Source organism: Pseudomonas sp. PB106, assembly GCF_009764645.1.
Classification (GTDB): domain Bacteria; phylum Pseudomonadota; class Gammaproteobacteria; order Pseudomonadales; family Pseudomonadaceae; genus Aquipseudomonas.
Genome location: NZ_RWIM01000017.1, coordinates 106,397 through 132,643 on the forward strand (window position 1 = coordinate 106,397; position 26,247 = coordinate 132,643).

The following is a 26,247-nucleotide window of genomic DNA, read 5'->3' on the forward strand; positions in this document are numbered from 1 at the left end:
AAGGCCAAAGTCGGATGATGGGCGTCGGATACGGCCTAGACTCTTAGATCCAGCGGAAGCTGACTTAGCCCTTCGCTCGAAATGTGCAGCAGATATCGCTGTGAGTGGTACAAAACCTTATCATCGCCCTTGCCGACAATATTGGCGAAACAGAGGAACCGAAGCTCTGCATGTAACAGTTTTATGTCTAAGAGCTTCAGGTCGTTAGCACTGCGATGTTCGGATGTGGCAGCGTGGAGGGTGATCGTGCAGCAGTAATTCAAAAGCGCAAGAATTCCATAGTATTTGTCCGTTGGTATGTCGAATTTTTTAGTCTGTTGGCGACCGTGTTCATCAAACCAGGCGAAGGATTTAGTCTGCCTTATTTCGTCACTGCTAAGCGTGTAATCCAGCACGTTCAAGTATTCGCAAAGCTTTTTAGTAATGTCGACAAGGTGGATGTAATGGAGCGTTGGCTCGAATTTAGAAGGTGCCTCCCTGCGCTTTGCGAGCTCTTGGATTGACGGCATCAGATGCGCAAGATGACCGAGCGCAGAGTCGATATTCGAAGTGACGTTAGCGATTACAGTTTCATTCGCTTCATTGGCACCTTTCAGATGAGTCGAATCGCAGAAAACGATGGAGTGGAAGGCCTGATTGACCCTCAGTTTTATTTTTTTCTGAGGCGCCAGTTCTATTTCGCCGATGGAGTCGATGTACTCGACGATTCCTTTCCTTTGTCCATGAAAAGCATCGAGTCTGTTCTTTGACTCGGCGGCTTCAATCTGGGCGGCCGTTTGCTGTGTGCTGTGCAGCCTGCTGATAAAAACACCTACGGGAATCGTGAGCGACAGTAGCGCGAGCGGGAATTTGCTGATTTCGACAAATTTGTCGAAGCCTTCCGCTGTAAACGCAAGTTCGTAGCCGCTCCAGCAAATAACACCGGTTACCAGAAAGTAAGTCAGGATGAGGCATAGCCAGAACCTCAGTGGCCACTGCGACGCCAGCCCAAGACGCGGATTCAAGTAATAGGGGAAATTGTAAAACGTGGCGCCTTTGTCGCTTGAACTTGCGCTGAGAATCGGAAACGGTATCAACAGGAGCAGGGGGGCAGAAGGCAAGGTAGTAAGAAATTTGCAGCAGTACATCCTTTAACATCTGGTGGCCTTGGCAAAATGAAGGCATTCTGACATCGCTTGAGGGGGACTGCCATCGGCGGTTTCTCTCACGCTATTCTGAATTTGCCAAAGTCAGGAAGACTTAATGCTAACCCCAGACATCACTGAGAATAACCGCTCTTCCGAGAAGCCTCTCGCGCCAGAGAACATAGTCCAGATCATAGAGACTCATCGGAAAGTCGGCACCATTGCGTACTTCAACCGCACTCCCGAGCCAGATCCATTGAATTGGACGTTGATTCAACAAGACCTCGACTCGGGTAAACGAGAATTAGGTGCGGAATCAGGCAACGCTTCACAAATCAAGCACTATCTGATGCAGGAGCTAACGAAATCGGATCGCGATTTATCCGCACTCAATTATCTGATCCAGAAGTTTGATGCGTATGTTCACGAACACTGGAGTGACTTCGAAGATGAACTCTGTGATCAAGCGGCGAGATTAGTCTGCCAATACAACCCGGAAATTGAAGCATTCACTCGGCTGCTGGTGTCGTGGCCATTGCTGAAGTCAAACCAATTGCTCCTCGAACGACTCATCACAGACTTCCACGCTAATACTTCAGAGCGATCACAGCGTTTGTCCGCCTTAGGCATGCTTGTGGGTTCCACCGAGCACTTGCGTGGAATCCTTTTGACCACGTTGGATACCGCTAAGGACTCGCGGGGCAAAACCAATCAGCTCACGCGTTTTGCTGAACTGGCGCGTAAATGGTCACCCGACGCTCCTTGGGCCCAATTAGTTGCCTGGATCATCTGTGACGAACCTCGACCGTCTTCCGGACTTTTCTACGGTCATGCAACGAAACTGCAATACGTTTGGGAGCAGTTGGGCTATGTCGGCTTTCGGCCTTGGGGTCCAGCGGCGAACGTTTCGCTCAGCGAGTTTTCTCCTGAAACAGAATCCGCATGGCGTCGCCAACTGCAGTGCCTCATTGGAGATGATCTCGCTTTGAAGAAAGCGGTCACTGAATTGCTGCTCTGGTTTGGTGGCACGGATTACGACCATTCGATCATTTTCGCACTGGCGGAATTGTGGGGGGATCAACTCGGTGCAGCTTTGGCCGAACTTCACTGCCACCCGGCTTCATTGGTGCGATTACGTGCAGAGACACTTCAAGGTCTGATCAGTGAAGTGCCAAATGCTGGCCAGTTGCTTCTCCAAGCCCAGAGCCATCGCTTGGGCTTGGCGCCGCCGGTTGGGAGCGCTCTGGCCCGGACCTGGATTGGAGATGTTCAGATTGAGCAGCTCATTGAGAGAGAGCTCGAAGCGTGCGCACGTTCTTTCGGCAATTTAGTGCCAGCCACTGCAGGCAGCGGTGAGGAAAATCTGGCAGCCACCTTATTCGCCAATCTCGCGTCATCCTTCCTTAATATCAACACTGCTTTGCAGCGACTTGCTAGTCAACGTAAAGACAACGAATACCTGCAATTCACTTTGCAGTATCGAATGGTTGGTAAACCTGAAGAGGGGGCTCCCAGTCTGGGAGCCACGCGTTTTTCCACTGATGTCTGTTTGATTTTTCAGGCGCAGGAAGCCGGGAATGCGAGTTTCACCGAGAGAGGCACGTTGATACAGGCTAAACGTATGTTTGGTGGTGATCCTGTTGCGAAGCCCGAAACCTATTCGGTAAAACCTACGCAGTTGAGCGACATGGTCAAGCAAACACTGGAAAGCTACCTTCTGCTTATCGGGCCTTTTGAGTCGGCGCCCATGCCCGTGATTCCGGCCCAGCTATATCTCGATCTGATAAAGCGCGGAGCCACTACTTCACGTATCAAACCAGCTCTTGCTGATCAGATCGGGCGTGGGCTGGCCAGTTGGTTGCTTTATGAAGTGATTGGCCTGTGGGCCGGAGATCCAAGAACTACAGTTGTAAAAAAGGCCTTGGGCGGCCCGGGTCGTGGGCCGTTCATGTTGGCGGAGCTCAGCGCGGAAAAAGTACTGGTTCGACCTTGATTACTGAAAGCTGAGTCCAAAAGCGATCAGAGCGCCCGGTCAATCTACCGGGCGTCTTTTTGAGGCGTTGGTGCGACAAAGACGTGTATTGGGTTCAGCGACTTATCGCACGCACGCACAACTCCCCGGCAGCCCGCGTCAGCGCCAGTTCATGCAACGCATCCTTGGTCAGTCCGCTGCGTGCCTCGGCCAGCCATGTCGGGCAATTGGGGTCCTGGCGATAGGGCGTGAATTCGGCGTACTGCTGCAATAGACGGGTTTGCAGTTCGTCCAGCTGCGGGCGGATCTGCCTGGCGAGATCCGGGCGCGGCGTATCCGGTGCTGCACCGACGGCTTGCCACTGTGCGAGCAAACCGTATTGCACCAGTTTGTTCGCCTCCATTTGTGCGGCGAGCAGTTGCGCCACGTCTTCCGGGTCGAGCTTGCGCTCGCTGGCCAGCGTGCGCGCATTGGCGATCACCTGCGCTTCTCGAGGGCTGTCCTGAATCGGCTTGCCGCTGTCCCATTTGGTCAGTGCGACGAGATCGCCGATGTTGAGGCGTTCGTTGAGTGTTTCCAGCAAGGGTTTCAGCGCTTGCGGTTGGCTGGCTGTCGGGGCTGCCTGGGCGGTCGCGGCGCAGAGCACGAAGAGCGTGCCGGTCAGCACGTGGGGCAAGCGGGGCATGGACAAAGCCTCTTTGAAGGAAATGGACGTGGGCGGTTATTTAACACAGCCGGGCGCCGACAATAAACGTCGCTGTGAAATGTTAATTGCACCCCGCAGGCAACTCACCGAAGCTATCCTGTCTTAGCCCTCCCGCCGTCGAGATGGACCTCCAGTCAATGCAAACCCCCGCTGCCGTCAAACCCCTCTGGCAAACCTACCTGCTGTTCCTCGCGCCGATGGTGCTGTCGAATTTTTTGCAGTCGATGTCGGGCACGGTCAACAGCATCTACATCGGCCAGATGCTCGGTACGCAGGCGTTGGCGGCGGTGTCCGGGATGTTTCCTATCGTGTTCTTCTTTATCGCGCTGGTGATTGGCCTTGGCGCCGGTGCCGGTGTGCTGATCGGCCAGGCGTGGGGCGCGCGTGAGCCGCACATGGTCAAGGCGATTGCCGGGGCGACGCTGTTGCTCGGCGTGCTGATTGGTCTGGTCGCGGCGGTGCTCGGCAGCGTTTTTGCGCGCCAGGCGCTGACCGGTCTGGGGACACCTTCGGATGTGCTCGATGATGCGGTGGCGTATGCCCATGTGATGCTGTGGATCTTGCCGTCGCTGCTGGTGTTTGTGCTGTTCACGCAATTGCTGCGCGGGGTGAGCGATACCTTGTCGCCGCTGTTGGCGTTGATCGTGTCGACGTCGGTCGGTCTGGCACTGACGCCCGCGTTGATTCGCGGTTGGTTCGGCTTGCCGCAACTGGGCATTCAGAGCGCGGCGTACGCGGGGCTGGCCGGTAACCTGGCGGCGATGGCGTGGCTGGCGTGGCGACTGATTCGCAAGGGCCACCCGCTGGCGCCCGACCGCGAGTTCTTCGCCGCACTACGACTCAACGGGGCGATTCTCGGCAAGGTGCTGCGCATCGGCCTGCCGACCGGCGTGCAGATGATTGTGCTGTCGCTGTCGGAGCTGGTGATTCTGGCGCTGGTCAACCAGCACGGCTCGCAAGCGACGGCGGCGTATGGCGCGGTGACGCAGATCGTCAACTACGTGCAGTTCCCGGCGTTGTCGATTGCGATCACCGCGTCGATCCTCGGCGCGCAGGCGATTGGCGCCGGGCAACTGGAGCGCATGGCGCCAATTCTGCGCACCGGGTTGCTGATCAACGTGTGCCTGACCGGCGGCCTGATCGTGATGGGTTATCTGCTCTCGCACTGGCTGCTGGGGCTGTTCCTCACCGAAGAGCCAACCCGGGTGTTGGCTGAACATCTGCTGCACATCATGTTGTGGAGCCTGCTGGTGTTCGGCTTTCAGGCGATCATCGGCGGCATCATGCGCGCCAGCGGCACAGTGCTGGTGCCGGTGGTGATCGCGATTGTCTGCGTGGTCGGCGTGCAGTTGCCGGCGGCGTATTGGCTGGATGCGCAATATGGATTGCAGGGCGTGTGGATGGCGTTTCCGGTGGCGTACCTGAGCATGCTGGTGTTGCAGACGCTGTATTACAAACTGGTCTGGCGCCATCAGAAAATCGAGCGGCTGGTGTAGGCGCTGCCGCAGCGGGTGGATATTTTGCTGTTATCCGAGCAGAAAGCATCGTAGGTTACGCGCCATAACTATAAGGACGTTTGAGGGTGTAAATGGGGGCTTTTCGGCTGCTACTGGCGGTGCTGGTAGCTGTTTCACATATGGGCGTAACCTTTTACGGGCTCAATCCCGGCGTGGTAGCGGTGATTTCCTTTCTGATCATCAGCGGTTTCGTCATGACCTCGCTGATCGAGCGTAACTACTGCTCGACGAGCAAATTCCCCGCGTTCTATCTGGACAGGGCCTTGCGTCTGTATCCGCAGTTTTTGTTTTATTTCATCGCGTCGTGCATCGTGGTGCATGAGCTGATGCCCGGTTCCGCACCTGACCTCGAATTGACGGTGCCGCGCGTTGTCGCGAGCCTGACCATCGTGCCGCTGGATTTCTCCATGTTCGGGATTTCGAGCGTGTGGATTCTGCCGCCCGCGTGGTCGCTGGGGCTGGAGATGTGTTTTTACCTGGTAATTCCTTTCCTGCTTGTCTTCAAGTGGCGCGGCGCTGCGTTCGTCTTGTCTGTCGGCGTATTTCTGCTGGCGTGTTTCGCTTACATCAACACGGATTACTATGGCTATCGCTTGTTGCCGGGCGTGCTGTTCATGTTTTTGTGCGGCAGCTATTTGTACAAAGCCAACCGCAGAGGGCTGGCGGTGGTGGCTGCGACCGCGATCGGTGCGGGACTGCTGCTTGCGGCGATCATGGCGGGCGTGATTGAACGCCAGCCTTTCAACGCCGAGGTGACGCTGGGCACGGCGCTGGGTATCCCGGCGGTGTATTGGCTGAGCCGGCTCAAATATCACCGTCTCGACGAGTTTCTCGGGAATCTCAGCTATGGCGTGTTTCTCAATCACTTTGTGCTGATTTACGCGCTGCACGGTTTCTGGTCGGGGACGTACGATGCAGCAATCATTCTGGCTGTGTTGCTGGTCGCTTTTTTGTGCAGCGGTCTGACTTACTACTGCATCGAGCGGCCAGCGTTGAAATTGCGCCATCGGCTTCGGGCAGGTATGCGGCCGGGCGCCGCTGATGTTCGCTACGCTGAAGCCCTGGTCTGAGCGCAGGTACGCGACGTTGCAACTGGCGTAACCGGCGGATGTTTGCTTAAGTCAATCGAGGCCCTCGACGTCAAGCGCCGCCCGGAGAATCCCATGTCGATCCGATTGCTGCTGGCAGCCGCGTTTGTCCTGTGCGCCATCCCCGCTGCGCAGGCTGTCGAGTACACCCGGGTCAACACCCACGCCAGTCAGATCAGTTTCACCTACAACCAGATGGGCTCGCGGATGTACGGCACCTTCGCCAGGTTCGAGGCGACGCTGGATTTCGACACTGAGCATCTCGACCGCGCCCACACCACCTTGCACATCGACCTCACCAGCATCGACGCCGGCAGCGAAGACGCCAACGCCGAACTGGTGAAACCGGCGTGGTTCGACACGGCAAAATTTCCCGTGGCAGTGTTCGAATCGAGCCACTTCACCGAGGTCGCCGAGAACCGCTATCTGATTGCCGGCCAACTGACCCTCAAAGGCATTACCCGCGATGTGCAAGTACCGGTGGAATTGAAACCGGACAGCGCCATCGGCATTTTTGACGGCGAACTGCTGCTCAAACGCGAAGAGTTCGGCCTCGGCGCGGGGGAGTGGGCGGACAGCGTGGTGTCCAAGGACATCGCCATCAAGTTCAAGGTGGTGGCGCCCCAGCAGTGAGTCCGTTGGCTGGGGTGACAAGGTATGATGTCGCGGTTTTCTGCCGGAGTTCACCCGCCATGCCACGCATCACCCACTACAAATCCCCTTGCCCGGAAGGCGTCAACAGCCAGATTCTGCAGATGGTCGTCGACTACCTGACGGACATCAGCGCCGTGGGCCTGGGCCCGAGCAATCTGCTCTACAACGTCTATCAGTACGCGGTCGGCTATGAGGTGCATCTGTATCTGGAAGCGTTGAATGGCGAGAAGGGCACCGAGGTGGAGTTGTTGGTGGCGACTGATGAGGATGATCCCGAGCAGGTCATCGGTTTCCTCCTGTACCTGCCGGTGCAGGGCGATTGGGAAGCCTGCAGCGTCGCCTACATGGCAGTGCGCGAAGGGCACCGGCGCCAGGGTGTGGCGCGGGCGATGATTGCTGAAATGGTTGGCCGCTATCCCCATGCCGAACTGGGGTGCACGGTCGGCAAAGTCCCGTATTTCGAAGCGATGGATTTTGAAGTGATCGGCTCGCGTGAGACCCAAGTGCTGATGAGCACACGGCACTATCGCAGCAACGGCTTGCGCGGATTTATCGATACCACGCCGATCTACCGTTCGCTGGAAGTGCAGCAGATTCACACCTATCTGCTCCAGAAAAACAGCAAGCGCGCGATGCTCGATGCCGAGAAACAGCGGGATCGGCACCTTGATCAAACCACTCGCCACACCGAAGAGTTTGTCCGCCAGCGCCTGACGCTGCACTGAGGCGTGGACTGTTCGCATAGCCCCTTGTAGGCCTTCGCCTGCTCGCGATAGCGGTGCGTCAGTCGAATCATCAATAACTGATAGACCGCTATCGCGAGCAGGCGAAGGTCTACAGGTTCTGCGGGGTTAGCGCGAGCCGGGCCAACCTGCTTTTTCGAGCGCGGCGAGCAGCGTTTCCGCGTCCAAGCCTTGCACGGAATGCCCATTGCCCTCGGTGCTGTCGCTGGCGAGCAAGGCGTTGATGATCGCTTCCTCGACCGCCTCAGTGGCCGCCAGAAACAGCTCGCTGATGTGATCGTTATTGACCATGCGCAAGCCGTCGCAGGTTGGCGCGCCTCTGCCTTCGTAGGCTGCTGGCGGGACGTGGTCGTTGCCGGTGGCGAAGGCGATGAAGATGTCGCCGCTGTGATCTTCGTTACCGCCGCCGGTGCGGGCCAGGCCGAGGCTCGCCCGTTGCGCTAGACGCGTGCATTGATGGGGTAACAGCGGCGCGTCTGTCGCCAGGCACACGACAATCGAACCCATGCCTGGGTGCGGTAGGGAAGCGCGCAGAAACGGCGAATCCTTCTGTTCCATGGAGCGCCCGACCGGGTAACCGTCGACGCGCAATTCGCTGCGAATGCCGTGGTTGGCCTGGACGATGGCGCCGACAGTCCAGCCGCCCTGCACATCGCTCAACTGGCGCGAGGCGGTGCCGATGCCACCCTTGAATTCGTGGCAGATCATGCCGCTGCCACCGCCGACCGCGCCTTCCACAACAGGCCCGTCAGTGGCTGTATTCAAGGCCTCAGCGACGTGCAGCGGTTTGACGTGGAAACCGTTGATGTCATTGATCAGGCCATCGTAAGTCTCCAGCACCACTGGCATGTTCCAGTAGAGACGACCGTCGTCCGGTTGCTGCTCACGGTCCAGCGCAATCAGCGCATCACGCACCACGCCGAGGCTGTGGGTATTGGTGAAGGCAATCGGGCTGGTGAGCAAACCGGCTTCGCGAATCCACTCAAGGCCCGTGGCATCGCCATTGCCGTTGAGCACATGCACCCCGGCGAAACACGGTTGCTGGTTGGTCGAACCCCGACGCGGTTCGATCAGCGTGACGCCGGTGCAGATGTCCCGACCGGCCTCGCTACGACCGCGCACATTGCTATGGCCGACTCGCACACCGGGCACATCGGTGATCGCGTTGAGCGGGCCGGGTTGCATCTGGCCAATGCGAATGTTGAGGTCACGGGCACGAGGTTTCATCGATTCTTGTCTCTCTTTAAAGGCAGATAAAAATGGCCCGGTGTTGCAACCGGGCCGGGTTGAACTCGGCCATGCGACACCGCATGATGCGGCGGGCCGGTATTCATAACGGGGGTCAGCCTATCGGGCCGATCGCGCCTGACCCATTCCCATCATGGGTTACACCGAAGGGGTAGAACGTGGACGCGTTGTTGCAGGAATTGCCGGTGCATCAGAGCCTGGCGCGGGTATTTGCCAGTGTCGGGCAGGACGGGTTCTGGCGTGCGCTGGTCGACACCCTGCGCTTGCTGGTGCCCGTGGACAACGCGCTGGTGGCGGTGATGAAAGCCGGACAAATACCGCAATTGCTGATCGACTTCGACAGCAAAGGCAGTGCCGCCGAACAGGAGGAACTGGCCGATTACACCGCCGGCATGTACCTGCTCGATCCGTTTTATCAAGCCGCGTCGGTGGGCATCAGCGATGGCCTACACAGTCTGGCTTCGGTCGCGCCGGACCAGTTTCTACACAGCGAGTACTACCAGAGCTACTTCCGATCGGTGGTCGGCGAGGACGAGTTGCAGTTCATGATCAACCTCGAAGCAGGCGTGCTCGGATTGTCCTTGGGGCGTTCGACGGCGTTCGGCTTGGCCGAGCAGGGCAGGTTGCTATGCGTGAGGGACTGGGTGTTGGCGGCGATGCGCAGACACGTGCAGTTGCTGCCACCGCAGGGGCCGGTGGCTGACGTGGCGGTCGGTGACCTGGCGACGTTGCTCGATCGCTTCGATGCCCGACTGACCGCCCGCGAAGTCGATACGGCGCGGCTGATTCTGCGGGGCTTCTCCAGCAAAGCGATTGCCCAGCAGCTGGGCATTTCACCGGAGACGGTGAAAGTGCATCGGCGCAATCTTTATCAGAAGCTCAACGTCAGCGGGCATGGAGAGTTGTTTGCGCTGGTGTTGCGCCCACACGTGAACTGAGTCACCGCGAACCCTTGTAGGAGTGAGCCTGCTCGCGATAGCGGTGTGTCAGATATCACCTATTTGACTGATAGACCGCTATCGCGAGCAGGCTCACTCCTACAAAGGAACTTCTCGGTGTCAGATAGCGCGCTGGAAGACTAAAGCCTTGAGTCCGCTTTCAGGATCGACATCCGCAAACTCCGGCGGATTCTCCAGCCGCTGCTCAAAACGCAGCCCCGGCGCTTCCTGCGTAACGCCATCAATCAGAAAGTCCGAACCGAACGCCGGATCGTTCATGCACGCGAGCACGGTGCCCTGCGCCGTCAACAATTCCGGCAAGCGGCGCAGTACGCGCTGGTAATCCTTGGTCAGCAGAAAGCTGCCTTTCTGAAACGATGGCGGGTCGATGATCACCAGATCGTAGGGGCCGCTGTTGATGACTTTACCCCAGGATTTGAACAAGTCGTGGCCGAGGAAACTGACCTTGCTCAGGTCATGGCCGTTCAAGCGGTGATTGTCGCGACCGCGGCTCAAGGCTGCGCGGGACATGTCCAGATTGACCACGTGATCGGCGCCACCCTCGATCGCGGCCACGGAAAATCCGCAGGTGTAGGCGAACAGATTCAACACACGCTTGCCGTTTGCCTGTTCGCGTACCCAGTTGCGGCCGTAGCGCATGTCGAGAAACAACCCGGTGTTTTGCTTGAGGCCCAGATCGACGCGGTATTGCAAACCGCCCTCGACAATGGTCATTTCCTCGATCTCACTGCCGACCAGCCATTCAGCGGTGCTTTGTGGCAGATAGCGATGCTGGATCAACAAGGTGTGCGCGCCGCACTGCTGCCATGCCGGCGAACGGCTGATCTCCAGCAGCAAACGCTTGAGGTCGTCCAGTTGCTCGGGCAGTGGCTCTTTGAACAACGCCACCAGCACCACGCCTTGCAGCCAGTCCACGGTCAACTGTTCCAGGCCCGGCCAGCAACGTCCGCGTCCGTGGAACAGGCGACGGGTTTCGCCGGGTGCCGCCGCCAGCGCGGGCAGCAAATGAGCGTGGAGGGTGGCGAGGGCTTCAGGGTTCATCGGTCACGGTCGGCAAGCAAAAGGGCCGGCATTTTAACCATAAACCAGACGCCGCGAACGATTGTCGCTGAAGGGCCAAACCGGCCTTTTTGAAAAGAGCTGTATCAAAAATGAATTTCTGCAGAGTCCGCTGCTCATACCAGATAAGCAGCGGATTCAAGCCGCTAAATCGTTAATGCTATTCAGGGAGTGCAGTTTCATGTGCCCAACACCAACGGCGGACGCGCACCTTCCTGGCGGGTTGATTCTGGTAGTCGAAGATGATCCGTTGATTCTGGAGTTTCTCTGCGAAATTCTTCAGGAGGAAGGTTTTGTGGTCGAACCGCACACCAGTGCGGACGCGGCTTCGCTCTATCTGGAGCAGCATGCGCAGCAAGTGGCGCTATTGCTCACCGATATCACCATGCCCGGCACCCTCAACGGTGCTGATTTGGCCAACCTGGTCGGTGACCGCTGGCCGGAAAAACCGGTGATGGTCATGTCCGGCTATGAAACGCCGGAGACTTCCGGGGTCAAGCATTCGGTGGCGTTCATCAAAAAGCCTTGGGCCATCGGTCAGTTGCTCGACTGTGTGGACAGCGCTTTCAAGTCCAAGGCCCCGCGCCTGCACTGACACGCTGGGTGAATCGGCCCGGCAAGTGCTACATTGCCGGCCCGGTTTCTTGTCAGAGGATGCGACGTTTTGTCTGCTCACGATTCTGTTTTCGATCGCGCGTTCGGCGCGTTCCTGTTCGACATGGACGGCACCGTCCTCAATTCCATCGCCGCTGCCGAGCGCATCTGGTCAGCGTGGGCCGTGCGTCATGGGGTTGATGTGGCAACATTCCTGCCGACCATTCACGGTGCGCGAGCCATCGACACGATCAATCGCCTGAACCTGCCCGGCGTCGATGCCGAGGCGCAAGCGGCGTTAATCACCCAAGCGGAAATCGAAGACGTCGAAGGCATTGTCGAGATTCCCGGCGCGGCAGCGTTTCTCAACAGTCTGCCGAAAGATCGCTGGGCGATGGTGACCTCGGCGCCACGGGATCTGGCCTTGCGGCGCATGGCGGCGGCGGGAATTCCCGAGCCTTTGCTGATGATTACCGCTGAAGATGTGCAGGCGGGCAAACCGGATCCGGCGGGTTATCTGCTGGCCGCCAAACGTCTGGGACTCGAACCGTGCGATTGCCTGATTTTCGAAGACGCCACGGTCGGGATCCAGGCGGCTGAAGCGGCCGGCGCGCCGTTGGTGATCATCACCACCACGCATCAGCATCCGCTGCAAACGGCGCATGCAACGTTGGCCAGTTACGCGGACCTCCGCGTTGAAGTCGACAGTGATGGTCTGCGCCTGCAACGCCACTGACACACCGTAATTCCTTGTAGGAGTGAGCCTGCTCGCGATTGCGGTGTGTCAGACCCACAGATTTCACTGACAGACCGCGATCGCGAGCAGGCTCACTCCTACAAGGGGTGGTCTTCGGTAATCAGTAAACACCCGGCACCAGCCGCCAACTCCGCGCGCAGTAAGCGTCGTACTCCGCGCCAAACTGCGCACGCAGCAGCGCCTCTTCAGAATGAATCCGGGCAATCAGCGGAATCAACGTCAGCGCCGCCAGCAGTAATCCGACCGTTGAGCGAAACGCCAGCGCCCAGCCCACGGCATTGATCACCAGCCCCAGATAACTCGGGTTGCGCAGGTGCTGATAGATGCCATCGGTGACCAACCGATGCCCCGGCTGAATCGCCACCAAGCCGCTAAACCGTCGCCCAAGCACAAACACTGGCCACAACCGCAGCGCGCCGCCGACGATAAACAGCAACGCCCCCAACCAGCGCACGCCGTCGCCACCGAACGTCCAGACGTTCACCCGGTCGCAGTAAGCAGGCAAAAAACCACTGAGCAAACCGATCACGGCAAACGCCGGCAGCACCCAGCGATTGGCGCGGTCTTCGCGTTTGCCAGAGCTGAGATTGACTTCGGTAAACAGCGACGCCACCACCATCGCCACGGTTGCCAAAGCCACCACGACCAGCGAGCCGTGGGAGAAAAAGATCGCCACGCCGCCAATGCCCCACACCGCCAGGCCCAGGTAGGCGAGGGTGGCGAGCACGGCGACCACGGTCATTTGCGCGGACATTCTCATGGCGATCTCACGGCGGATGGCTGATTCGGTCAGTGTAGATCCGTCACAAAATCTGTGGCTGAGCACTGCGTTCAGGATGGTCACAAAACATTGTGGGAGCTGGCTTGCCAGCGATAGCGGAGGGTCAGTCACCCTCGATTTTGGCTGTTCCGGCCTAATCGCTGGCAAGCCAGCTCCCACAGGGATTGGCGTCGTACAGAGGACATCAAATCCCTACTGAACCTGTGGGAGCGAGCTTGCTCGCGAAGGGGCCATCTCAGTCAGCGGAAATCTCGCCGTCAGTCAGCACTTTGCGGAACGTTTCCACCAACGGCCGCAAATTGACCCGGTGCCACGCCGCCCACAATGGCGTGGTCAACGTCAGCCACGGCACTTCACGCAACACCACCCCGGGCGGTGCGTTATGGCTCAAGCCCTTCTGGATCATCGCAATCCCCAGCCCCGACGCCACCAGCCCCAGTGCGGTAAACGGCTCGGTCGCCTGCATGCGCACATCCGGGGTGAAGCCTGCGCGGATGCACGCGCTGACGAATTCGTCGTTGGCATCCTGGCGCGGCTGCACGCCGATCCATTCCTGACCAGCCAAATCCTCGGGCTTCAGTGAAGCCTGCTGCGCCAACCGATGATGCTCGGGCAACGCCAGCAGCATTGGATCATCCAGCACCTGAAACCCCAGCAGATCCGGGTCGTCAGCGGTCGGCGGCTCACTCACCAAGGCAATATCGAGACTACGCTGTCGCAAGCCTTCCAGTTGCTCGGCGGAACTGAGGTTGTACAGCGCAACGTGGACGTTGGGGCGATCGCCGCGCAGCACGCGCAAGGCATTCGGCAGCACCCCGGCGTGCATGGCGTTTTCGATGTAGCCGATGCACAAACCACCTTCTTCGCCACGGCCCAGACGCTTGCCGAGGGATTCCAGGCGATTGGCGTGGGTGAGCAGGGCGCGGGTTTCGGCGAGGAAGATCTGGCCATCGCGGGTCAGGCGGATGCGCTGCTGGCTGCGCTCGAACAGGGTCAGGCCCAAACGTTCTTCGAGCTGGGCGATCTGCCGGCTCAGTGGCGACTGGGAAATATGCAGCCGTTCGGCGGCGCGGCCGACGTGTTCTTCCTCGGCGACTACAACGAAATAGCGCAATTGACGGATGTCGATCATGTCAGACCTATAGGGACTCAAGTGCTGCACATTATGTCTTGGACGGTCTCGGTGTCGCAATCTAGGATCTGCTCAACGGTCACACAGACCCAGAACCTATCGAGGAAAAACCAATGAGCTTGAAAGACAAACTGCCCGGTCAACTGGGCTTCGGCACCGCGCCACTGGGCAACATGTTCCGCGCCATTCCCGAAGCGGAAGCGCAAGCCACCGTGCATGCCGCGTGGGAGGCTGGCGTGCGTTATTTCGACACCGCGCCGTTCTATGGCTCCGGACTGTCGGAAATCCGCCTCGGCGAAGCGCTCAAGCAATACAAGCGTGACGACTACGTGCTCAGCAGCAAGGTCGGCCGGGTCATTCTCGATGAAGTCGAAGATGCCGCCGCCCGCGATCTCGGCGAGAAAAGCGGGGTGTTCGAGCACGGTCGCCCCAACAAGATCGTCAACGACTACAGCGCCGACGCGACCCTGCGCTCCATCGAAGACAGCCTGAAACGCTTGCAGACTGACCGTCTCGATATCGTTTGGGTACATGACATTGCTCAGGATTTCTACGGCGATCAATGGCTGGAATACTTCAACCAGGCCCGCACCGGCGCGTTCAAAGTGCTGACCCGCTTGCGCGAAGAAGGCGTGATCAAGGGCTGGGGCCTGGGCGTGAACAAAGTCGAGCCGTGCGAACTGACCCTCGACCTCAGCGAAGCGCAGCCGGACGGCTTCCTGTTGGCCGGTCGCTACACGCTGCTCGATCACGAACGTCCGCTGCAACGGCTGATGGATGCAGCGCGGGCGCAGAACGTCGAAATCGTCGTCGGCGGGCCTTACAGCTCGGGCATCCTCGCCGGCGGCTCGCACTTCGAATACCAGCAGGCCAGCCCTGAAATCATCGCCAAGGTGGAGCAGATCAAACGCATCGCCGCCGCGTACAACGTCGATATCAAGGCCGCTGCGCTACAGTTCTCGCTGGCTAATCCTGCTGTTGCGGCGGTGATTCCCGGGGCGAGCAAACCGGGTCGAATCGCTGAAGATGTCGCGGCGCTGTCGGCAACCATTCCTGCCGGTTTCTGGCAGGCCATGCGCGACGCCAAACTGGTTTCCGAACGTGCACCATTGCCAATCGATGAGGTGAAAGCATGAAGATTGATCTGAGTGGAAAACTGGCCATCGTCAGCGGCAGCACCGCTGGTATCGGTTTGGGCATCAGCCAGTCGCTGGCCGAAGCCGGCGCGACGGTAGTGGTGATCGGCCGCGACACCGGCAAGGTCGAGCAGGCGTTGGCGAGCATCCGCGAGAAAGTCCCGGGCGCGCAATTGCGCGGTTTGGCTGCGGATCTCGGCACAGCAGAGGGCGCGCAGACTCTGTTCGCCGCCGAACCGCGCGCCGACATTCTGGTGAACAACCTTGGCATCTTCGACGCTGTCGACTTCTTCGAAGCGCCGGACAGCGAGTGGACGCGTTTCTATGAGGTCAATGTGATTTCCGGCGTGCGCCTGGCGCGGCATTACGTGCCGGCGATGGTCGAGCAGGGTTGGGGCCGGGTGATTTTCCTGTCTTCGGAATCCGGTGTGGCAACGCCGGCCGACATGATCAATTACGGCGTGACCAAAAGCGCCAATCTGGCGGTGTCCCACGGTTTAGCCAAACGTCTGGCTGGCACCGGGGTGACGGTCAATGCGATCCTGCCGGGGCCGACCTTCACCGATGGCCTGCAAGACATGCTTAAAGATGCCGCCGCTGAATCCGGGCGCAACTTGCGCGATGAGGCCGACGCCTTTGTACTCAAGGCCCGCCCGACCTCGATCATCCAGCGTGTCGCGGACGTTGAAGAGGTTGCGCACCTGGTCACCTATATCGCTTCGCCGCTGTCCTCGGCCACCACCGGCGCTGCTCTGCGCGTCGATGGCGGCGTGGTCGATAGCCTGACGATCTGAATTCCCCAGAGAGACGTTTATTTATGCCTACAGCATCAGCAACCATTGATATTCCAGCTTCGGCTGATCAGGTCTGGCAATTGATCGGCGGCTTCAACACGCTGCCGGACTGGCTGCCGTTCATTCCCAACAGTGAACTGAGCGACGGCGGGCGTGTACGCACGCTGCAAACCGCTGACGGCGGCGTGGTGGTCGAGCGTCTGCAAGCGTTCGACAACGCCGCCAAGACCTACAGCTACTCCATCGAGCAGGCACCGTTCCCGGCGACGGATTATCTGGCGACGATCAAGGTCGAAGCCCAAGGGCAGGGCGCACGGGTGACGTGGTCGGGGCGCTTCAACGCCAAAGGCGTGAGCGATGAGGAAGTGGTGGCGCTGTTTAGCGGGATCTACCAAGGTGGCCTCGACGCACTGCGAGCCAACTACCCAACTTAATCATCCAGCACAAAAACCTGTGATGATCGTTCCCACGCTCTGCGTGGGAATGCAGCCCGGGACGCTCCGCGTCCCTTTCGCAAGCTGGAACGCGGAGCGTCCCTTGAGGCATTCCCACGCAGAGCGTGGGAACGATCATGTCGGGAATCAGGAATTTTCGATCAGGCTCTGCCGGCAATCGAGCACCAGTTTCGCCCCGCCCAGATCACTGCTGCCGACTTCAAGGCTGAAGCCATGCAGGCTGACAATCGCCGCGACAATCGATAACCCCAAACCAAAACCACCCTGCGGCTGCCCGCCCTCGGCGCGATAGAAGCGCTGGAACACCGCCTCACGCTCAGCCTCGGGAATCCCCGGCCCGGAGTCGTGCACTTCAATCCGCGTCCGCCCACCCGCATTCACGCCGCGCAACATCACCGTGCCGCCCGGCGGGGTGAACTTGATCGAGTTGCTCAGCAGGTTCGCCAACGCTTCGAACAGCAATGCCCGATCACCGTTCAGCGGCGGCAACGTCTCTGGCATGTTCAGCTCAAAACGCAGTTCGCCTTCCTCGGCCAGCGGCAGGTAAAACTCATGCAATTCTTCCAGCAACTGCACCGGATCGAGCTCGACAAAACCTGAGCGGCGCTGACGATCCTCCAGCTCGGAAATCCGCAGCAATCCGCGAAACCGCGCCATCAGCGTATCCGCTTCCGCCAGCACCAGATCCAGTTGCGCTGCTTCCTGCGACCCTTCGCCGGCCTGTTGCTGCATGCGGTAAAGCTGCGCGCGCAGGCGCGTCAGCGGCGTGCGCAAATCATGGGCGATGTTGTCGCAGACGCCTTTGACTTCATTCATCAAGCGCTCGATGCGCTCCAGCATCGCGTTGACGATGGCGGCGAGCATGTCCAGTTCATCGCGGCGATTGGACAACGGCAAGCGGTGTGTCAGGTCGCCGGCGACAATCGCTTGGGCGCTGGCCTGAATCGCCCGGATCCGCCGCAGCGGTCGGCGCCGCAGCAAATGCCAACCGGCAATCCCCGGCAGAATCGTCAGCGATACGCCCCAGAACAATGCATGCAAAATGATCCGCGTCACCGCGAACAGCGAGCCGTTGTCGCGCAACAACACCAGCCAGCGCCCGTCGCGGGTTTGCGTGGCGACGGCGTCGCAGCTGTCATTGGGCAGGGTCGGGTCATCGGAGTTGGCGCAGTCGGCGAGCATGTGGATCTTGCCGTCCAGCGGCAGGCCTGCGGGGATCTGCTGGAGTGCGCCGCCGAGGTAAACGCCTTCGGCATCGAACAGGCCATAGGCGTCGATGCCGCGAATGTCGAAGGTCATGCTGGCGGCGAGCGCTTCTTCCAGTTGCTCACCGCGAAAGTGCGAGAACAGGTGCTGACGTTGCATCAGCGAATGTTTGGCGAGGTTGTCGAGGTAGCCGGAGACTTCGTAGTACATGACCCCCATGAGGATCGCGCTCCACGCCACGAACAGCGAACTGTACAGCGCCAGCAAGCGGCTGCTGGAAGAGCGCCAACCGTCAGACGGGTTCGGCAATGACATAACCCGAGCCCCGTACCGTGCGGATCAGCGGAACATTGCCCGCAGCGTCGATTTTCTTGCGCAGACGGCCAATGTGCACATCGATCAGGTTGGTCCCCGGGTCGAAGTGATAACCCCAGACCTCTTCGAAAATCATCATCCGCGAGAGTATCTGGCCGCTGTTGCGCATCAGGAATTCCAGCAGTTTGTATTCGGTCGGCAGCAGCGTCAGCACCTGCTCGGCACGGCGTGCTTCATGGCTGATCAAGTCGAGTTCGAGGTCGGCCACCTGCAACGTTGTAGCTTGGGTAGCGCCGCTGTTTTGTCGACGCAGCAACACTTCAACCCGCGCCGCCATTTCATCGGTGGCGAACGGTTTGGTCAGGTAGTCATCGCCGCCGGCGCGCAAGCCGCGCACACGTTCGTCAACATCGGAGAGGGCGCTGATCATCAGAATCGGCGTGGCCACGCCCATGGTGCGCAGGGTAGTGACGATGGCCAGACCGTCGAGTTCGGGCAACATGCGGTCGAGGGTAATCAGGTCATAGTTGCCGCTCACGGCACGGTCGAGACCTTCGCGGCCATTGTCGACCCAGTCGACCTCCAGCCCGTGGCTGCTCAATTCGGCAACGATTTCCCGGGCGGTCACGGCGTCGTCTTCGATGGTCAAGATACGAGTCATAGGCAGGCCTGCTGATCGGTTCAAACGGAATGGCTGCATTTTGCCAAGAAATTTCCGTGACGCTTTAAATTAACTTTCATGTTGACCTGTCACAAACGCAAATTTCGAACCTTATGGATATTCGCCGCCAATGCATAAAACCCGCTGTTATTCGGCGCTTGTTGCAATTTGCATGGTCTTAGGAAGTTCATCTTTTCTAAGTCATTGAAACAAAAGGATTAATTTAATTGATGCGACTGGCACGGTCACTGCAATTCATCTGATGACGAGTTGTAACACTATTTTTCATGCCTGGAGCAGAACAACAATGAATAGATCCCCTGATGGGTTTTATCCTGCCGCAGAAGAGTCGAGCAGCGTTTCGGGCGTGTCCTGGGGCGCGATCTTCGCCGGTGCTGCGGCTGCCGCTGCACTGTCGATGATTTTGGTCCTGCTCGGGTTCGGTTTGGGTTTCTCTGCCGTTTCACCGTGGGCCGGAGAGGGCGTCAGCGCCAAGGGCCTGGGCATTTCAACGATTGTCTGGCTGGCGGTGACGCAGATCATCGCTTCCGGTATGGGTGGCTACATCGCCGGTCGCTTGCGCGTGAAGTGGGCGAACATGCACGGTGACGAGGTGTATTTCCGTGACACTGCTCACGGCTTCCTCGCTTGGTGCGTGGCTACTCTGGTCACTGCAGTTCTGGTGGTCGGCTCGGTCAGCAGCGTGATCAGTGGCGGTGTGCAGGCCGGTGCCAGCGTTGCTGGCGGTGCAGCCAGCGCCATGACCCAAGCGGCCGGTACTGCTGCAGCGAACACCGACAGCAACCAGTATGGCTACTACATCGACAGCCTGTTCCGCGATGATCGTCCAGCCTCCGTCAGCGATGACGCAGCCCACGGCGCCGTGGCCCGTATCTTCGCGCAAAGCCTGGCCGATGGTCAGATGAGCGCCGAAGACCGTACCTACCTGGCGCAGTTGGTTGCACAACGCACCAACCTGACTCAGGCAGATGCTGAGCGCCGTGTCGACGAGATCTACGCCCGCACTCAAAAAGCTCTGGCCGACGCCAAACTGAAAGCTCAGCAAGCTGCTGACACCGCCGCCAAAGTCGCCGCCCTGACGTCGCTGTGGATGTTCGTCGCGCTGCTGGCCGGTGCGTTCTTCGCCAGCTTCGCTGCAACCTTCGGCGGTCGTCGTCGCGATGCGGTCGAGTACGTCGAAGTCGACACCTACACCACTACCACTCCGGTCCGTTAAACAAGGAGATCCGCCATGCGCTCACTACTGCTGTTTTTCCTCGGCATACCGATCCCGATCATTATCCTGATCGCCCTGTTCGTGCACTGATTGCTCTATTGAGGCTCGTGCCTCGGCCGCTTCCACCTTCGGGTGGAAGCGGCTTTTTGCTTTCTGGCTGCCAACAGGGCGAGAATCCGCGCTGAAACATTTGCTGTGTTTCATTTCGGGTTTACCTCTGATTAAGGATGAGTACGTTGGACAAGAAGGAAATCAAACGCCAAGTGGGTGAAATGCTGGCGGCCGGCCGCTCGAAAACCGAGATTTTCAAGGCGTTTTCAGGTGGCGCGATCAAGGACAAGGTGTTGGCGTATCTGATCGGTTCTCGGCCTGATCCAGAGCTGGTGGATCGGCACGCCGGGAAGATAAAAATCCTCCTGGGGCTGACTTATGTCCAGGCGTTGATCGGGTTGGTGGGCGGTTATTTTGTCGGTCTTTCGATCGGCACCGGTTGGGCCATTGGCATAGGCTTGTTTGCCGGTGGCGTGCCCTTGCTGTTCGCTTGGGGTTTTTACCGCAATGTGGCGCAGGCCTACACCGTGTACGTGTTCCTCTCGATCATGCAGGTATCGCAGTTGTTCAAGGACTATGGCGAAGATCCGATAGGCACGCTGATCGGTATAGCCATCACGCTGGCCATGGTGTTCTTCGTCGCCTGGGTGAAAAACCTGCTGTTCCCTGATCTGGGTTTCTTCGGCGCCAAGAAGATCAAAGGGCAGTTCGTCTTCTCCAACTGATCGTTGGACAATCCCACCGCATTCACTGGCCTGGATCAATATTTCGTCCGGCGATATCGCCTACCTTAAATGATCCAAGCCTTTGCTGCGGTATCGACTACATTGCCTGTACGCGCACCGGTTGCGCTGACGGAGTACCGCAGTCAGACCCTCAAAATGCATTAGAAAAACGGGTCGACTCGGTGTAGTGCAGCAAGGAGCTGGCGCAACACTCCACTGACATTTCACGGAAGATCATCGCAATGCACTGCCTAGAAAGAACCTTCGATATCCAGCCGTTGGCGCAGGCGGATATGACCGTGCACATCAACGGTCAACCCGTAACGGCCGCCATCGGCGAAACCGTCCTCAGCGTCATCCAGTCCCTCGGCGTACGCCAGATCGCGCGCAATGACCATAACCAGATCACGGGCGCCTATTGCGGCATGGGCGTGTGCCAGTGCTGTCTGGTGAAAATCAACGGCCGGCACAAGCGCCGCGCTTGCCAGACCGTGGTGCGCGACGGCATGCAGATTGAAACCCAGGTCAACCGCATCACCGCGCAGGAGGTCGTATGAGCCTGCAACCGGTGATCGTCGGCGGTGGCCCGGCGGGGATGGCAGCGGCCATCGAACTGGCGCGCCACGGCGTGCGCTGCACTTTGCTGGAGGAAGCCTCGCGCCTGGGCGGCGTGGTCTATCGCGGACCGCTGCGTGACGGCGTGCAACTGGATTACCTGGGGCCGCGTTACGCCGAAGCGCTGGGCACACTGCACGGCGAATTCCAGGAGCAATCCGGGCTGATCGATGTGCGCCTCAACCATCGCGTGGTCGGCGCCGAAGGCACCCGCGCATTGATCGTGCTCGACAGCGATGAGCAACTGCACGAAATCGAATATCCACAGTTGCTGCTGGCTGCCGGTTGCCACGAACGCAGTGTGCCGTTCCCAGGCTGGACCTTGCCGGGAGTGATCATGCTTGGCGGTCTGCAACTGCAAATCAAAAGCGGCGTGGTCAAGCCGCAAGGGCCGGTCATCATCGCCGGCACCGGGCCGTTGCTGCCGCTGGTGGCGACGCAACTGCATGCCTCCGGCGTCACCGTCGCCGGCGTCTATGAGGCCTGCGCGCTCGGCAAGATCGCCCGGGAAAGCCTGGCGCTGTTGAACAAGCCGCAGCTGTTCCTCGATGGCTTGAGCATGCTCGCCTACCTGAAACTCCATGGCATCCCGATGCAGTACGGCTGGGGCGTGGTCGAAGCCCACGGCGAGGGCGAATTGAAAAGCGTCAGCGTCGCGCCATACTCGGCCACGTGGGAACCGGACCTGTCTCGCATCGAACGCTTCGAGGCGAAAACGCTGGCGGTGGGTTACGGCTTCATTCCGCGCACCCAACTCAGTCAGCAAATGGGCCTCGATCACGGTTTCAGTGACGACGGTTACCTGCGCGCCAACTCGAACATCTGGCAGCAAAGCAACGAACCCCATGTGCATCTGGCCGGCGACATGGGCGGGATTCGCGGTGGCGAAGCGGCGATGCTCGCCGGCAAGATCGCCGCAACCTCGATTCTGCTGCAACGCGGCGTGCTCGAAGAGGAATTGGCTCGCGTGCGCCGCGACCGTTACCTGGGCAAACTCAAAGCCATCGTGCGTTTCCGCGCTGCCGTGGATCGCTACACCGAACGCGGCGCCGGCCAGACCGCATTGCCCGCCGCCGACACGGTGATCTGCCGGTGCGAACACGCCACCCGCGCCGACATCGACAAAGCGCTGGAGCAGGGCGTGCAAGACATCGCCAGCCTGAAAATGCGCACCCGCGTGAGCATGGGCGATTGTCAGGGGCGCATGTGCATCGGCTATTGCAGTGACCGACTGCGTCAGGCCACCGGGCGCAAGGACGTCGGTTGGCTGCGTCCGCGTTTCCCGATCGATCCGATTCCTTTTTCCGCGTTCCAGTCCGTCGACACGGAGGCCGCTTCCCATGAGTAAGTTCTACGATGTGATCATCGCCGGCGGTGGTGTGATCGGCGCGTCCTGCGCCTATCAATTGTCCAAGCGCAAAAACCTCAAGGTAGCGCTGATCGATGCCAAGCGTCCGGGCAACGCGACCCGTGCTTCAGCCGGCGGTTTGTGGGCGATTGGCGAGTCGGTCGGCCTCGGCTGCGGGGTGATTTTCTTCCGCATGATGTCGGCCAATCGCAAGCGCGAAACCCAAGGCGCAGCGGTGGCTGTGGACGCCAGTACGCCGCACATTCTGCCGCCGTCGTTCTTCGATTTCGCCTTGCAGTCCAACGCCTTGTACCCGGCGCTGCACCGTGAGCTGAAAGACAATCACGGCATGGATTTCAAGTTCGAAAAGACCGGGCTGAAATTCGTTATTTATGACGACGAAGACCGGCTCTACGCCGAGCACATTGTCGGCTGCATTCCGCACCTGGCCGATCAGGTGCGCTGGCTCGATCAAGCCCAATTGCGCGAAGCCGAACCGAGCGTCAGCCATGCAGCACGCGGCGCGCTGGAGTTTCTCTGCGACCATCAGGTCAGCCCGTTCCGCCTCGCCGACGCCTACATGGAAGGTGCGCGGCAAAACGGCGTCGACATCTTCGTCAACACCAATGTCACCGGCGTGTTGCACCACGGCACCCGCGTGACCGGTGTGCAGACGGCCGAGGAGGGCGTGTTCCACTGCAAGACCCTGATCAATGCGGCGGGCGCGTGGGCGGCGGATCTGAGCGAGTGGGCCAGCGGCATTCGCATTCCGGTCAAACCGGTCAAAGGCCAGATTCTGCTGACCGAGCGCATGCCGAAAATCCTCAACGGCTGCCTGACCACCAGCGATTGCTACGTGGCGCAGAAGGACAACGGCGAGATCCTGATCGGCAGCACCACCGAAGACAAAGGCTTCGACGTCACCACCACCTACCCGGAAATCGCCGGGCTGGTACAGGGCGCCGTGCGCTGCTTGCCGGAGCTGAAGGACGTCAACCTCAAGCGTACGTGGGCGGGGCTGCGTCCGGGCTCGCCGGATGAGTTGCCGATCCTCGGGCCAATGCGCGGCGTGGAAGGGTATTTGAATGCCTGCGGACACTTCCGCACCGGCATTCTGACCTCGGCGATTACCGGCGTGCTGCTGGACAAACTGCTCAACGATGAACCGCTGCCGCTGGACATTACGCCGTTTTTGGCAGATCGCTTTGAGGTGGCTCCGGTCAAGCAAGCGCCCGAACTCGAACTGGCCTGACCTCGGCAAGATGATCGTTCCCACGCTCTGCGTGGGAATGCCTCAAGGGACGCTCCGCGTTCCAGCTTTCGAATTGGAACGCGGAGCGTCCCGGGCTGTATTCCCACGCGGAGCGTGGGAACAATCAGGTAAGGCTCAGGATTTTCGGGATTCCTCTTCGAGCTGATCCGATTCAAACAGCCGCGCCAATTCCGCCCGGGCTTCCTGGGCGGTTTGCAGGACTTTCGCGGCGTCGTCGTAGACCGCGTGCTGCGCCTCCAGCACCTGTTCGTCGTGATGTTTGAAGCGCTTGATCCGCGCATCGGCCTGAGCTTGGGTCAGCCCCAGCCCCACCAGCGTGCGCCGGCTCATTTCCAGGCTCGAATAATAGGTTTCACGAATCGCCTCCGCGCCGACATCGACCAAGCGGTGCACGTGCTGACGGTTACGTGCCCGGGCGATGATCTTCATGTGCGGGTACAGCTTGCGCACCACCTCAGCGGTCTTGATATTGGTCTCCGGATCATCCGTGGCAATCACGAAATATTCCGCCTCGCCAACCTTGGCCGCGTTAAGGATTTCCGGACGCATCGGGTCGCCGTAGAACACCGGCACACCGCCGAAACTGCGCGACAGTTCGATGGTTTCCACCGACGTATCCAGCGCCACGAACTTGATGTTCTGCGCACGCAGAATACGCGCCACGATCTGGCCCATCCGGCCCATGCCGGCAATCACCACGCGCGGCGTGTCAGTGTCGATCTCACGGTATTGTTCCGGCACTTCCACCGGTTGCACTTTCGGGCTGACCAGGCGCGCGCAGATCAACAGCAGCAACGGTGTGACCGCCATCGACAGGGTGATGGTCAGCACCAGCAAGTCGTACAGACGCGGCTCAAACAGACCTTGATCGCGACCGATCTTGAACACCACAAAGGCAAACTCACCGCCGGCCGCCAAGACAATCCCGAGGCGAATCGCACTGATCTTGTTCAAGCCGCCGGCCAGGCGACCGACCACAAACAGCAGCGGCAATTTCAGACCAATCAACAGTAGCGTCAGGCCCAGCACCGTGATCGGTGCGCTGAGCAGCAGACTCAGGTTCGCGCCCATGCCGACGCTGATGAAAAACAGCCCGAGCAGCAGGCCCTTGAACGGCTCGATCTGCGCTTCCAGTTCATGCCGATATTCCGAATCTGCCAGCAGCAGACCGGCGAGAAACGCCCCCAGCGCCATCGACACACCGACCAGATCCATCAACCACGCCGTGCCAATCACCACCAGCAACGCCGTGGCCGTGGACACTTCGGGCAGACCGGTTTTCGCCACCACGCGGAACACCGGACGCAGCAGATAACGCCCGCCGACCACGACCACGGCGATGCCGCCGAGCACTTGCAAGGCGTGATTCAGGTCTTCGGCGGTGCTGGTGGTGTGATTGCCGCCCGCGAGCATTGGCACCAAGGCAATCAACGGGATCGCGGCGATGTCCTGGAACAGCAGAATCGCAAACGCCAGCCGCCCGTGGGGGCTGGTCAGTTCCTTGCGTTCAGCGAGGCTTTGCAGGCCGAACGCCGTGGACGACAGCGCCAAGCCGAGGCCGAGCACAATCGCACTGTTCAACGGTTGGCCGAACACCGACAGCGCCAGCACGCCGATCACCGAAGCGGTCAGCAGCACCTGCGCCAGGCCGACGCCGAACACCGATTTGCGCATCACCCACAAGCGTCGCGGCGACAGCTCAAGCCCAATGATGAACAGCAGCAACACCACGCCCAGTTCGGAGATATGCGCAACGCTCTGCGGATTGCCGATCAGGCCCAGCACCGACGGGCCGATGATCACCCCGGCAAACAGATAACCGAGCACCGCGCCCAGTTGCAGACGTTTGGCCAAAGGCACGGTGAGCACGGCCGCGAACAGAAACACGACAGCGGCTTGCAACAGATTGCCTTCATGGGGCATGGGGAAACTCCTGACAGCGGTACGGCGGGGGGTGACAAGCATAAGGGCTGAATCGATTTCAGATCCACCGAAGATCCCCTTGTAGGAGCTGACGAGTGCAACGAGGCTGCGATCTTTTGATCTTGTTTTTGGATTGCAAAGAATCAAGATCAAAAGATCGCAGCCTGCGGCAGC

26 protein-coding genes are annotated in these 26,247 nt (G+C 59.6%); 16 read left to right on the forward strand and 10 right to left on the reverse strand.

Going from position 1 to position 26,247, the window contains the following annotated elements; all coding sequences use genetic code 11:
- Window positions 1-35: 35 nt before the first annotated feature.
- Window positions 36-1,127, reverse strand: a complete 1,092-nt coding sequence (locus EJA71_RS03335; protein ID WP_158954264.1) for a hypothetical protein — start codon at window positions 1,125-1,127, stop codon at window positions 36-38.
- A 115-nt stretch (window positions 1,128-1,242) separates the two neighbouring features.
- On the opposite strand from EJA71_RS03335, the gene EJA71_RS03340 reads away from it, so the two are divergent.
- Entirely contained in the window at window positions 1,243-3,117 is a 1,875-nt protein-coding gene (locus tag EJA71_RS03340) for a hypothetical protein (RefSeq protein ID WP_158954266.1), read from the forward strand.
- A gap of 94 nt (window positions 3,118-3,211) precedes the next feature.
- On the opposite strand, the gene EJA71_RS03345 is transcribed toward EJA71_RS03340, so the two are convergent.
- The gene (locus EJA71_RS03345; protein ID WP_158954268.1) at window positions 3,212-3,781 is read right to left on the reverse strand and encodes a chorismate mutase; all 570 of its coding nucleotides are present in this window, start codon (window positions 3,779-3,781) and stop codon (window positions 3,212-3,214) included.
- Between the two features lie 158 nt (window positions 3,782-3,939).
- Here EJA71_RS03345 and EJA71_RS03350 point away from each other — a divergent pair, with 158 nt between their 5' ends.
- From EJA71_RS03350 to EJA71_RS03365, 4 genes are all read left to right on the forward strand, one after another.
- Window positions 3,940-5,298, forward strand: a complete 1,359-nt coding sequence (locus EJA71_RS03350) for an MATE family efflux transporter (protein WP_158954270.1) — start codon at window positions 3,940-3,942, stop codon at window positions 5,296-5,298.
- Window positions 5,299-5,390: 92 nt separating this feature from the next.
- Window positions 5,391-6,389, forward strand: coding sequence for an acyltransferase (locus EJA71_RS03355; RefSeq protein WP_158954272.1), 999 nt, complete (start codon window positions 5,391-5,393; stop codon window positions 6,387-6,389).
- 93 nt (window positions 6,390-6,482) lie between these two features.
- On the forward strand, window positions 6,483-7,040 hold the full coding sequence (locus tag EJA71_RS03360) for a YceI family protein (protein WP_158954274.1): 558 nt from the start codon (window positions 6,483-6,485) through the stop codon (window positions 7,038-7,040).
- 59 nt (window positions 7,041-7,099) lie between these two features.
- On the forward strand, window positions 7,100-7,786 hold the full coding sequence (locus EJA71_RS03365) for a GNAT family N-acetyltransferase (RefSeq protein ID WP_158954276.1): 687 nt from the start codon (window positions 7,100-7,102) through the stop codon (window positions 7,784-7,786).
- Between the two features lie 126 nt (window positions 7,787-7,912).
- Here EJA71_RS03365 and EJA71_RS03370 read toward each other — a convergent pair whose 3' ends face one another.
- Window positions 7,913-9,031 carry a P1 family peptidase gene (locus tag EJA71_RS03370; protein WP_158954278.1) on the reverse strand — a complete coding sequence of 373 codons (1,119 nt, stop codon included), beginning with the start codon at window positions 9,029-9,031 and terminating at the stop codon, window positions 7,913-7,915.
- A 179-nt stretch (window positions 9,032-9,210) separates the two neighbouring features.
- Between EJA71_RS03370 and EJA71_RS03375 the strand changes: the two genes are divergently transcribed.
- Complete coding sequence (locus EJA71_RS03375; protein ID WP_158954281.1) at window positions 9,211-9,990, forward strand: helix-turn-helix transcriptional regulator; 780 nt, start codon at window positions 9,211-9,213, stop codon at window positions 9,988-9,990.
- 120 nt (window positions 9,991-10,110) lie between these two features.
- Here EJA71_RS03375 and EJA71_RS03380 read toward each other — a convergent pair whose 3' ends face one another.
- Window positions 10,111-11,052 carry a class I SAM-dependent methyltransferase gene (locus tag EJA71_RS03380; RefSeq protein ID WP_158954283.1) on the reverse strand — a complete coding sequence of 314 codons (942 nt, stop codon included), beginning with the start codon at window positions 11,050-11,052 and terminating at the stop codon, window positions 10,111-10,113.
- Window positions 11,053-11,251: 199 nt separating this feature from the next.
- Here EJA71_RS03380 and EJA71_RS03385 point away from each other — a divergent pair, with 199 nt between their 5' ends.
- Both EJA71_RS03385 and EJA71_RS03390 read left to right on the forward strand, forming a co-directional pair.
- Window positions 11,252-11,665, forward strand: a complete 414-nt coding sequence (locus tag EJA71_RS03385) for a response regulator (RefSeq protein WP_158954285.1) — start codon at window positions 11,252-11,254, stop codon at window positions 11,663-11,665.
- A gap of 69 nt (window positions 11,666-11,734) precedes the next feature.
- Window positions 11,735-12,400, forward strand: coding sequence for an HAD family hydrolase (locus tag EJA71_RS03390; RefSeq protein ID WP_158954287.1), 666 nt, complete (start codon window positions 11,735-11,737; stop codon window positions 12,398-12,400).
- Window positions 12,401-12,521: 121 nt separating this feature from the next.
- Here the strand turns inward: EJA71_RS03390 and EJA71_RS03395 are convergent, their stop codons facing one another.
- Both EJA71_RS03395 and EJA71_RS03400 read right to left on the reverse strand, forming a co-directional pair.
- Complete coding sequence (locus tag EJA71_RS03395) at window positions 12,522-13,181, reverse strand: isoprenylcysteine carboxylmethyltransferase family protein (protein WP_158954289.1); 660 nt, start codon at window positions 13,179-13,181, stop codon at window positions 12,522-12,524.
- Window positions 13,182-13,437: 256 nt separating this feature from the next.
- Entirely contained in the window at window positions 13,438-14,334 is an 897-nt protein-coding gene (locus tag EJA71_RS03400) for a LysR substrate-binding domain-containing protein (RefSeq protein ID WP_158954291.1), read from the reverse strand.
- Between the two features lie 113 nt (window positions 14,335-14,447).
- Here EJA71_RS03400 and EJA71_RS03405 point away from each other — a divergent pair, with 113 nt between their 5' ends.
- Genes EJA71_RS03405 through EJA71_RS03415 form a run of 3 tightly spaced genes read left to right on the forward strand, consistent with a single transcriptional unit; the run spans window position 14,448 to window position 16,698 of the window.
- Window positions 14,448-15,470 carry an aldo/keto reductase gene (locus EJA71_RS03405; protein WP_158954293.1) on the forward strand — a complete coding sequence of 341 codons (1,023 nt, stop codon included), beginning with the start codon at window positions 14,448-14,450 and terminating at the stop codon, window positions 15,468-15,470.
- Window positions 15,467-16,264, forward strand: a complete 798-nt coding sequence (locus tag EJA71_RS03410) for an SDR family NAD(P)-dependent oxidoreductase (protein ID WP_158954295.1) — start codon at window positions 15,467-15,469, stop codon at window positions 16,262-16,264. The genes EJA71_RS03405 and EJA71_RS03410 overlap by 4 nt, the downstream gene beginning before the upstream one ends.
- Before the next feature lie 23 nt (window positions 16,265-16,287).
- The gene (locus EJA71_RS03415; protein ID WP_158954297.1) at window positions 16,288-16,698 is read left to right on the forward strand and encodes an SRPBCC family protein; all 411 of its coding nucleotides are present in this window, start codon (window positions 16,288-16,290) and stop codon (window positions 16,696-16,698) included.
- Window positions 16,699-16,845: 147 nt separating this feature from the next.
- On the opposite strand, the gene EJA71_RS03420 is transcribed toward EJA71_RS03415, so the two are convergent.
- Both EJA71_RS03420 and EJA71_RS03425 read right to left on the reverse strand, forming a co-directional pair.
- Window positions 16,846-18,240 (reverse strand): HAMP domain-containing sensor histidine kinase, encoded by a 1,395-nt coding sequence (locus EJA71_RS03420; protein WP_158954299.1) that lies wholly within the window; start codon window positions 18,238-18,240, stop codon window positions 16,846-16,848.
- Entirely contained in the window at window positions 18,218-18,901 is a 684-nt protein-coding gene (locus EJA71_RS03425; RefSeq protein WP_122590190.1) for a response regulator transcription factor, read from the reverse strand. The genes EJA71_RS03420 and EJA71_RS03425 overlap by 23 nt, the downstream gene beginning before the upstream one ends.
- 307 nt (window positions 18,902-19,208) lie before the next feature.
- On the opposite strand from EJA71_RS03425, the gene EJA71_RS03430 reads away from it, so the two are divergent.
- On the forward strand, window positions 19,209-20,138 hold the full coding sequence (locus EJA71_RS03430) for a hypothetical protein (protein WP_158954301.1): 930 nt from the start codon (window positions 19,209-19,211) through the stop codon (window positions 20,136-20,138).
- 24 nt (window positions 20,139-20,162) lie between these two features.
- Here the strand turns inward: EJA71_RS03430 and EJA71_RS03435 are convergent, their stop codons facing one another.
- Window positions 20,163-20,342 carry a hypothetical protein gene (locus tag EJA71_RS03435; protein WP_158954303.1) on the reverse strand — a complete coding sequence of 60 codons (180 nt, stop codon included), beginning with the start codon at window positions 20,340-20,342 and terminating at the stop codon, window positions 20,163-20,165.
- Between the two features lie 32 nt (window positions 20,343-20,374).
- Between EJA71_RS03435 and EJA71_RS03440 the strand changes: the two genes are divergently transcribed.
- From EJA71_RS03440 to hcnC, 4 genes are all read left to right on the forward strand, one after another.
- On the forward strand, window positions 20,375-20,914 hold the full coding sequence (locus EJA71_RS03440) for a hypothetical protein (RefSeq protein WP_158954305.1): 540 nt from the start codon (window positions 20,375-20,377) through the stop codon (window positions 20,912-20,914).
- Window positions 20,915-21,156: 242 nt separating this feature from the next.
- Complete coding sequence (hcnA, locus tag EJA71_RS03445) at window positions 21,157-21,471, forward strand: cyanide-forming glycine dehydrogenase subunit HcnA (protein WP_158954307.1); 315 nt, start codon at window positions 21,157-21,159, stop codon at window positions 21,469-21,471.
- On the forward strand, window positions 21,468-22,877 hold the full coding sequence (gene hcnB / locus EJA71_RS03450; protein WP_158954309.1) for a cyanide-forming glycine dehydrogenase subunit HcnB: 1,410 nt from the start codon (window positions 21,468-21,470) through the stop codon (window positions 22,875-22,877). The genes hcnA and hcnB overlap by 4 nt, the downstream gene beginning before the upstream one ends.
- Window positions 22,870-24,129, forward strand: a complete 1,260-nt coding sequence (gene hcnC / locus EJA71_RS03455; RefSeq protein ID WP_158954311.1) for a cyanide-forming glycine dehydrogenase subunit HcnC — start codon at window positions 22,870-22,872, stop codon at window positions 24,127-24,129. The genes hcnB and hcnC overlap by 8 nt, the downstream gene beginning before the upstream one ends.
- 135 nt (window positions 24,130-24,264) lie before the next feature.
- On the opposite strand, the gene EJA71_RS03460 is transcribed toward hcnC, so the two are convergent.
- Window positions 24,265-26,073 carry a monovalent cation:proton antiporter-2 (CPA2) family protein gene (locus EJA71_RS03460; RefSeq protein WP_158954313.1) on the reverse strand — a complete coding sequence of 603 codons (1,809 nt, stop codon included), beginning with the start codon at window positions 26,071-26,073 and terminating at the stop codon, window positions 24,265-24,267.
- Between the last annotated feature and the right edge of the window lie 174 nt (window positions 26,074-26,247).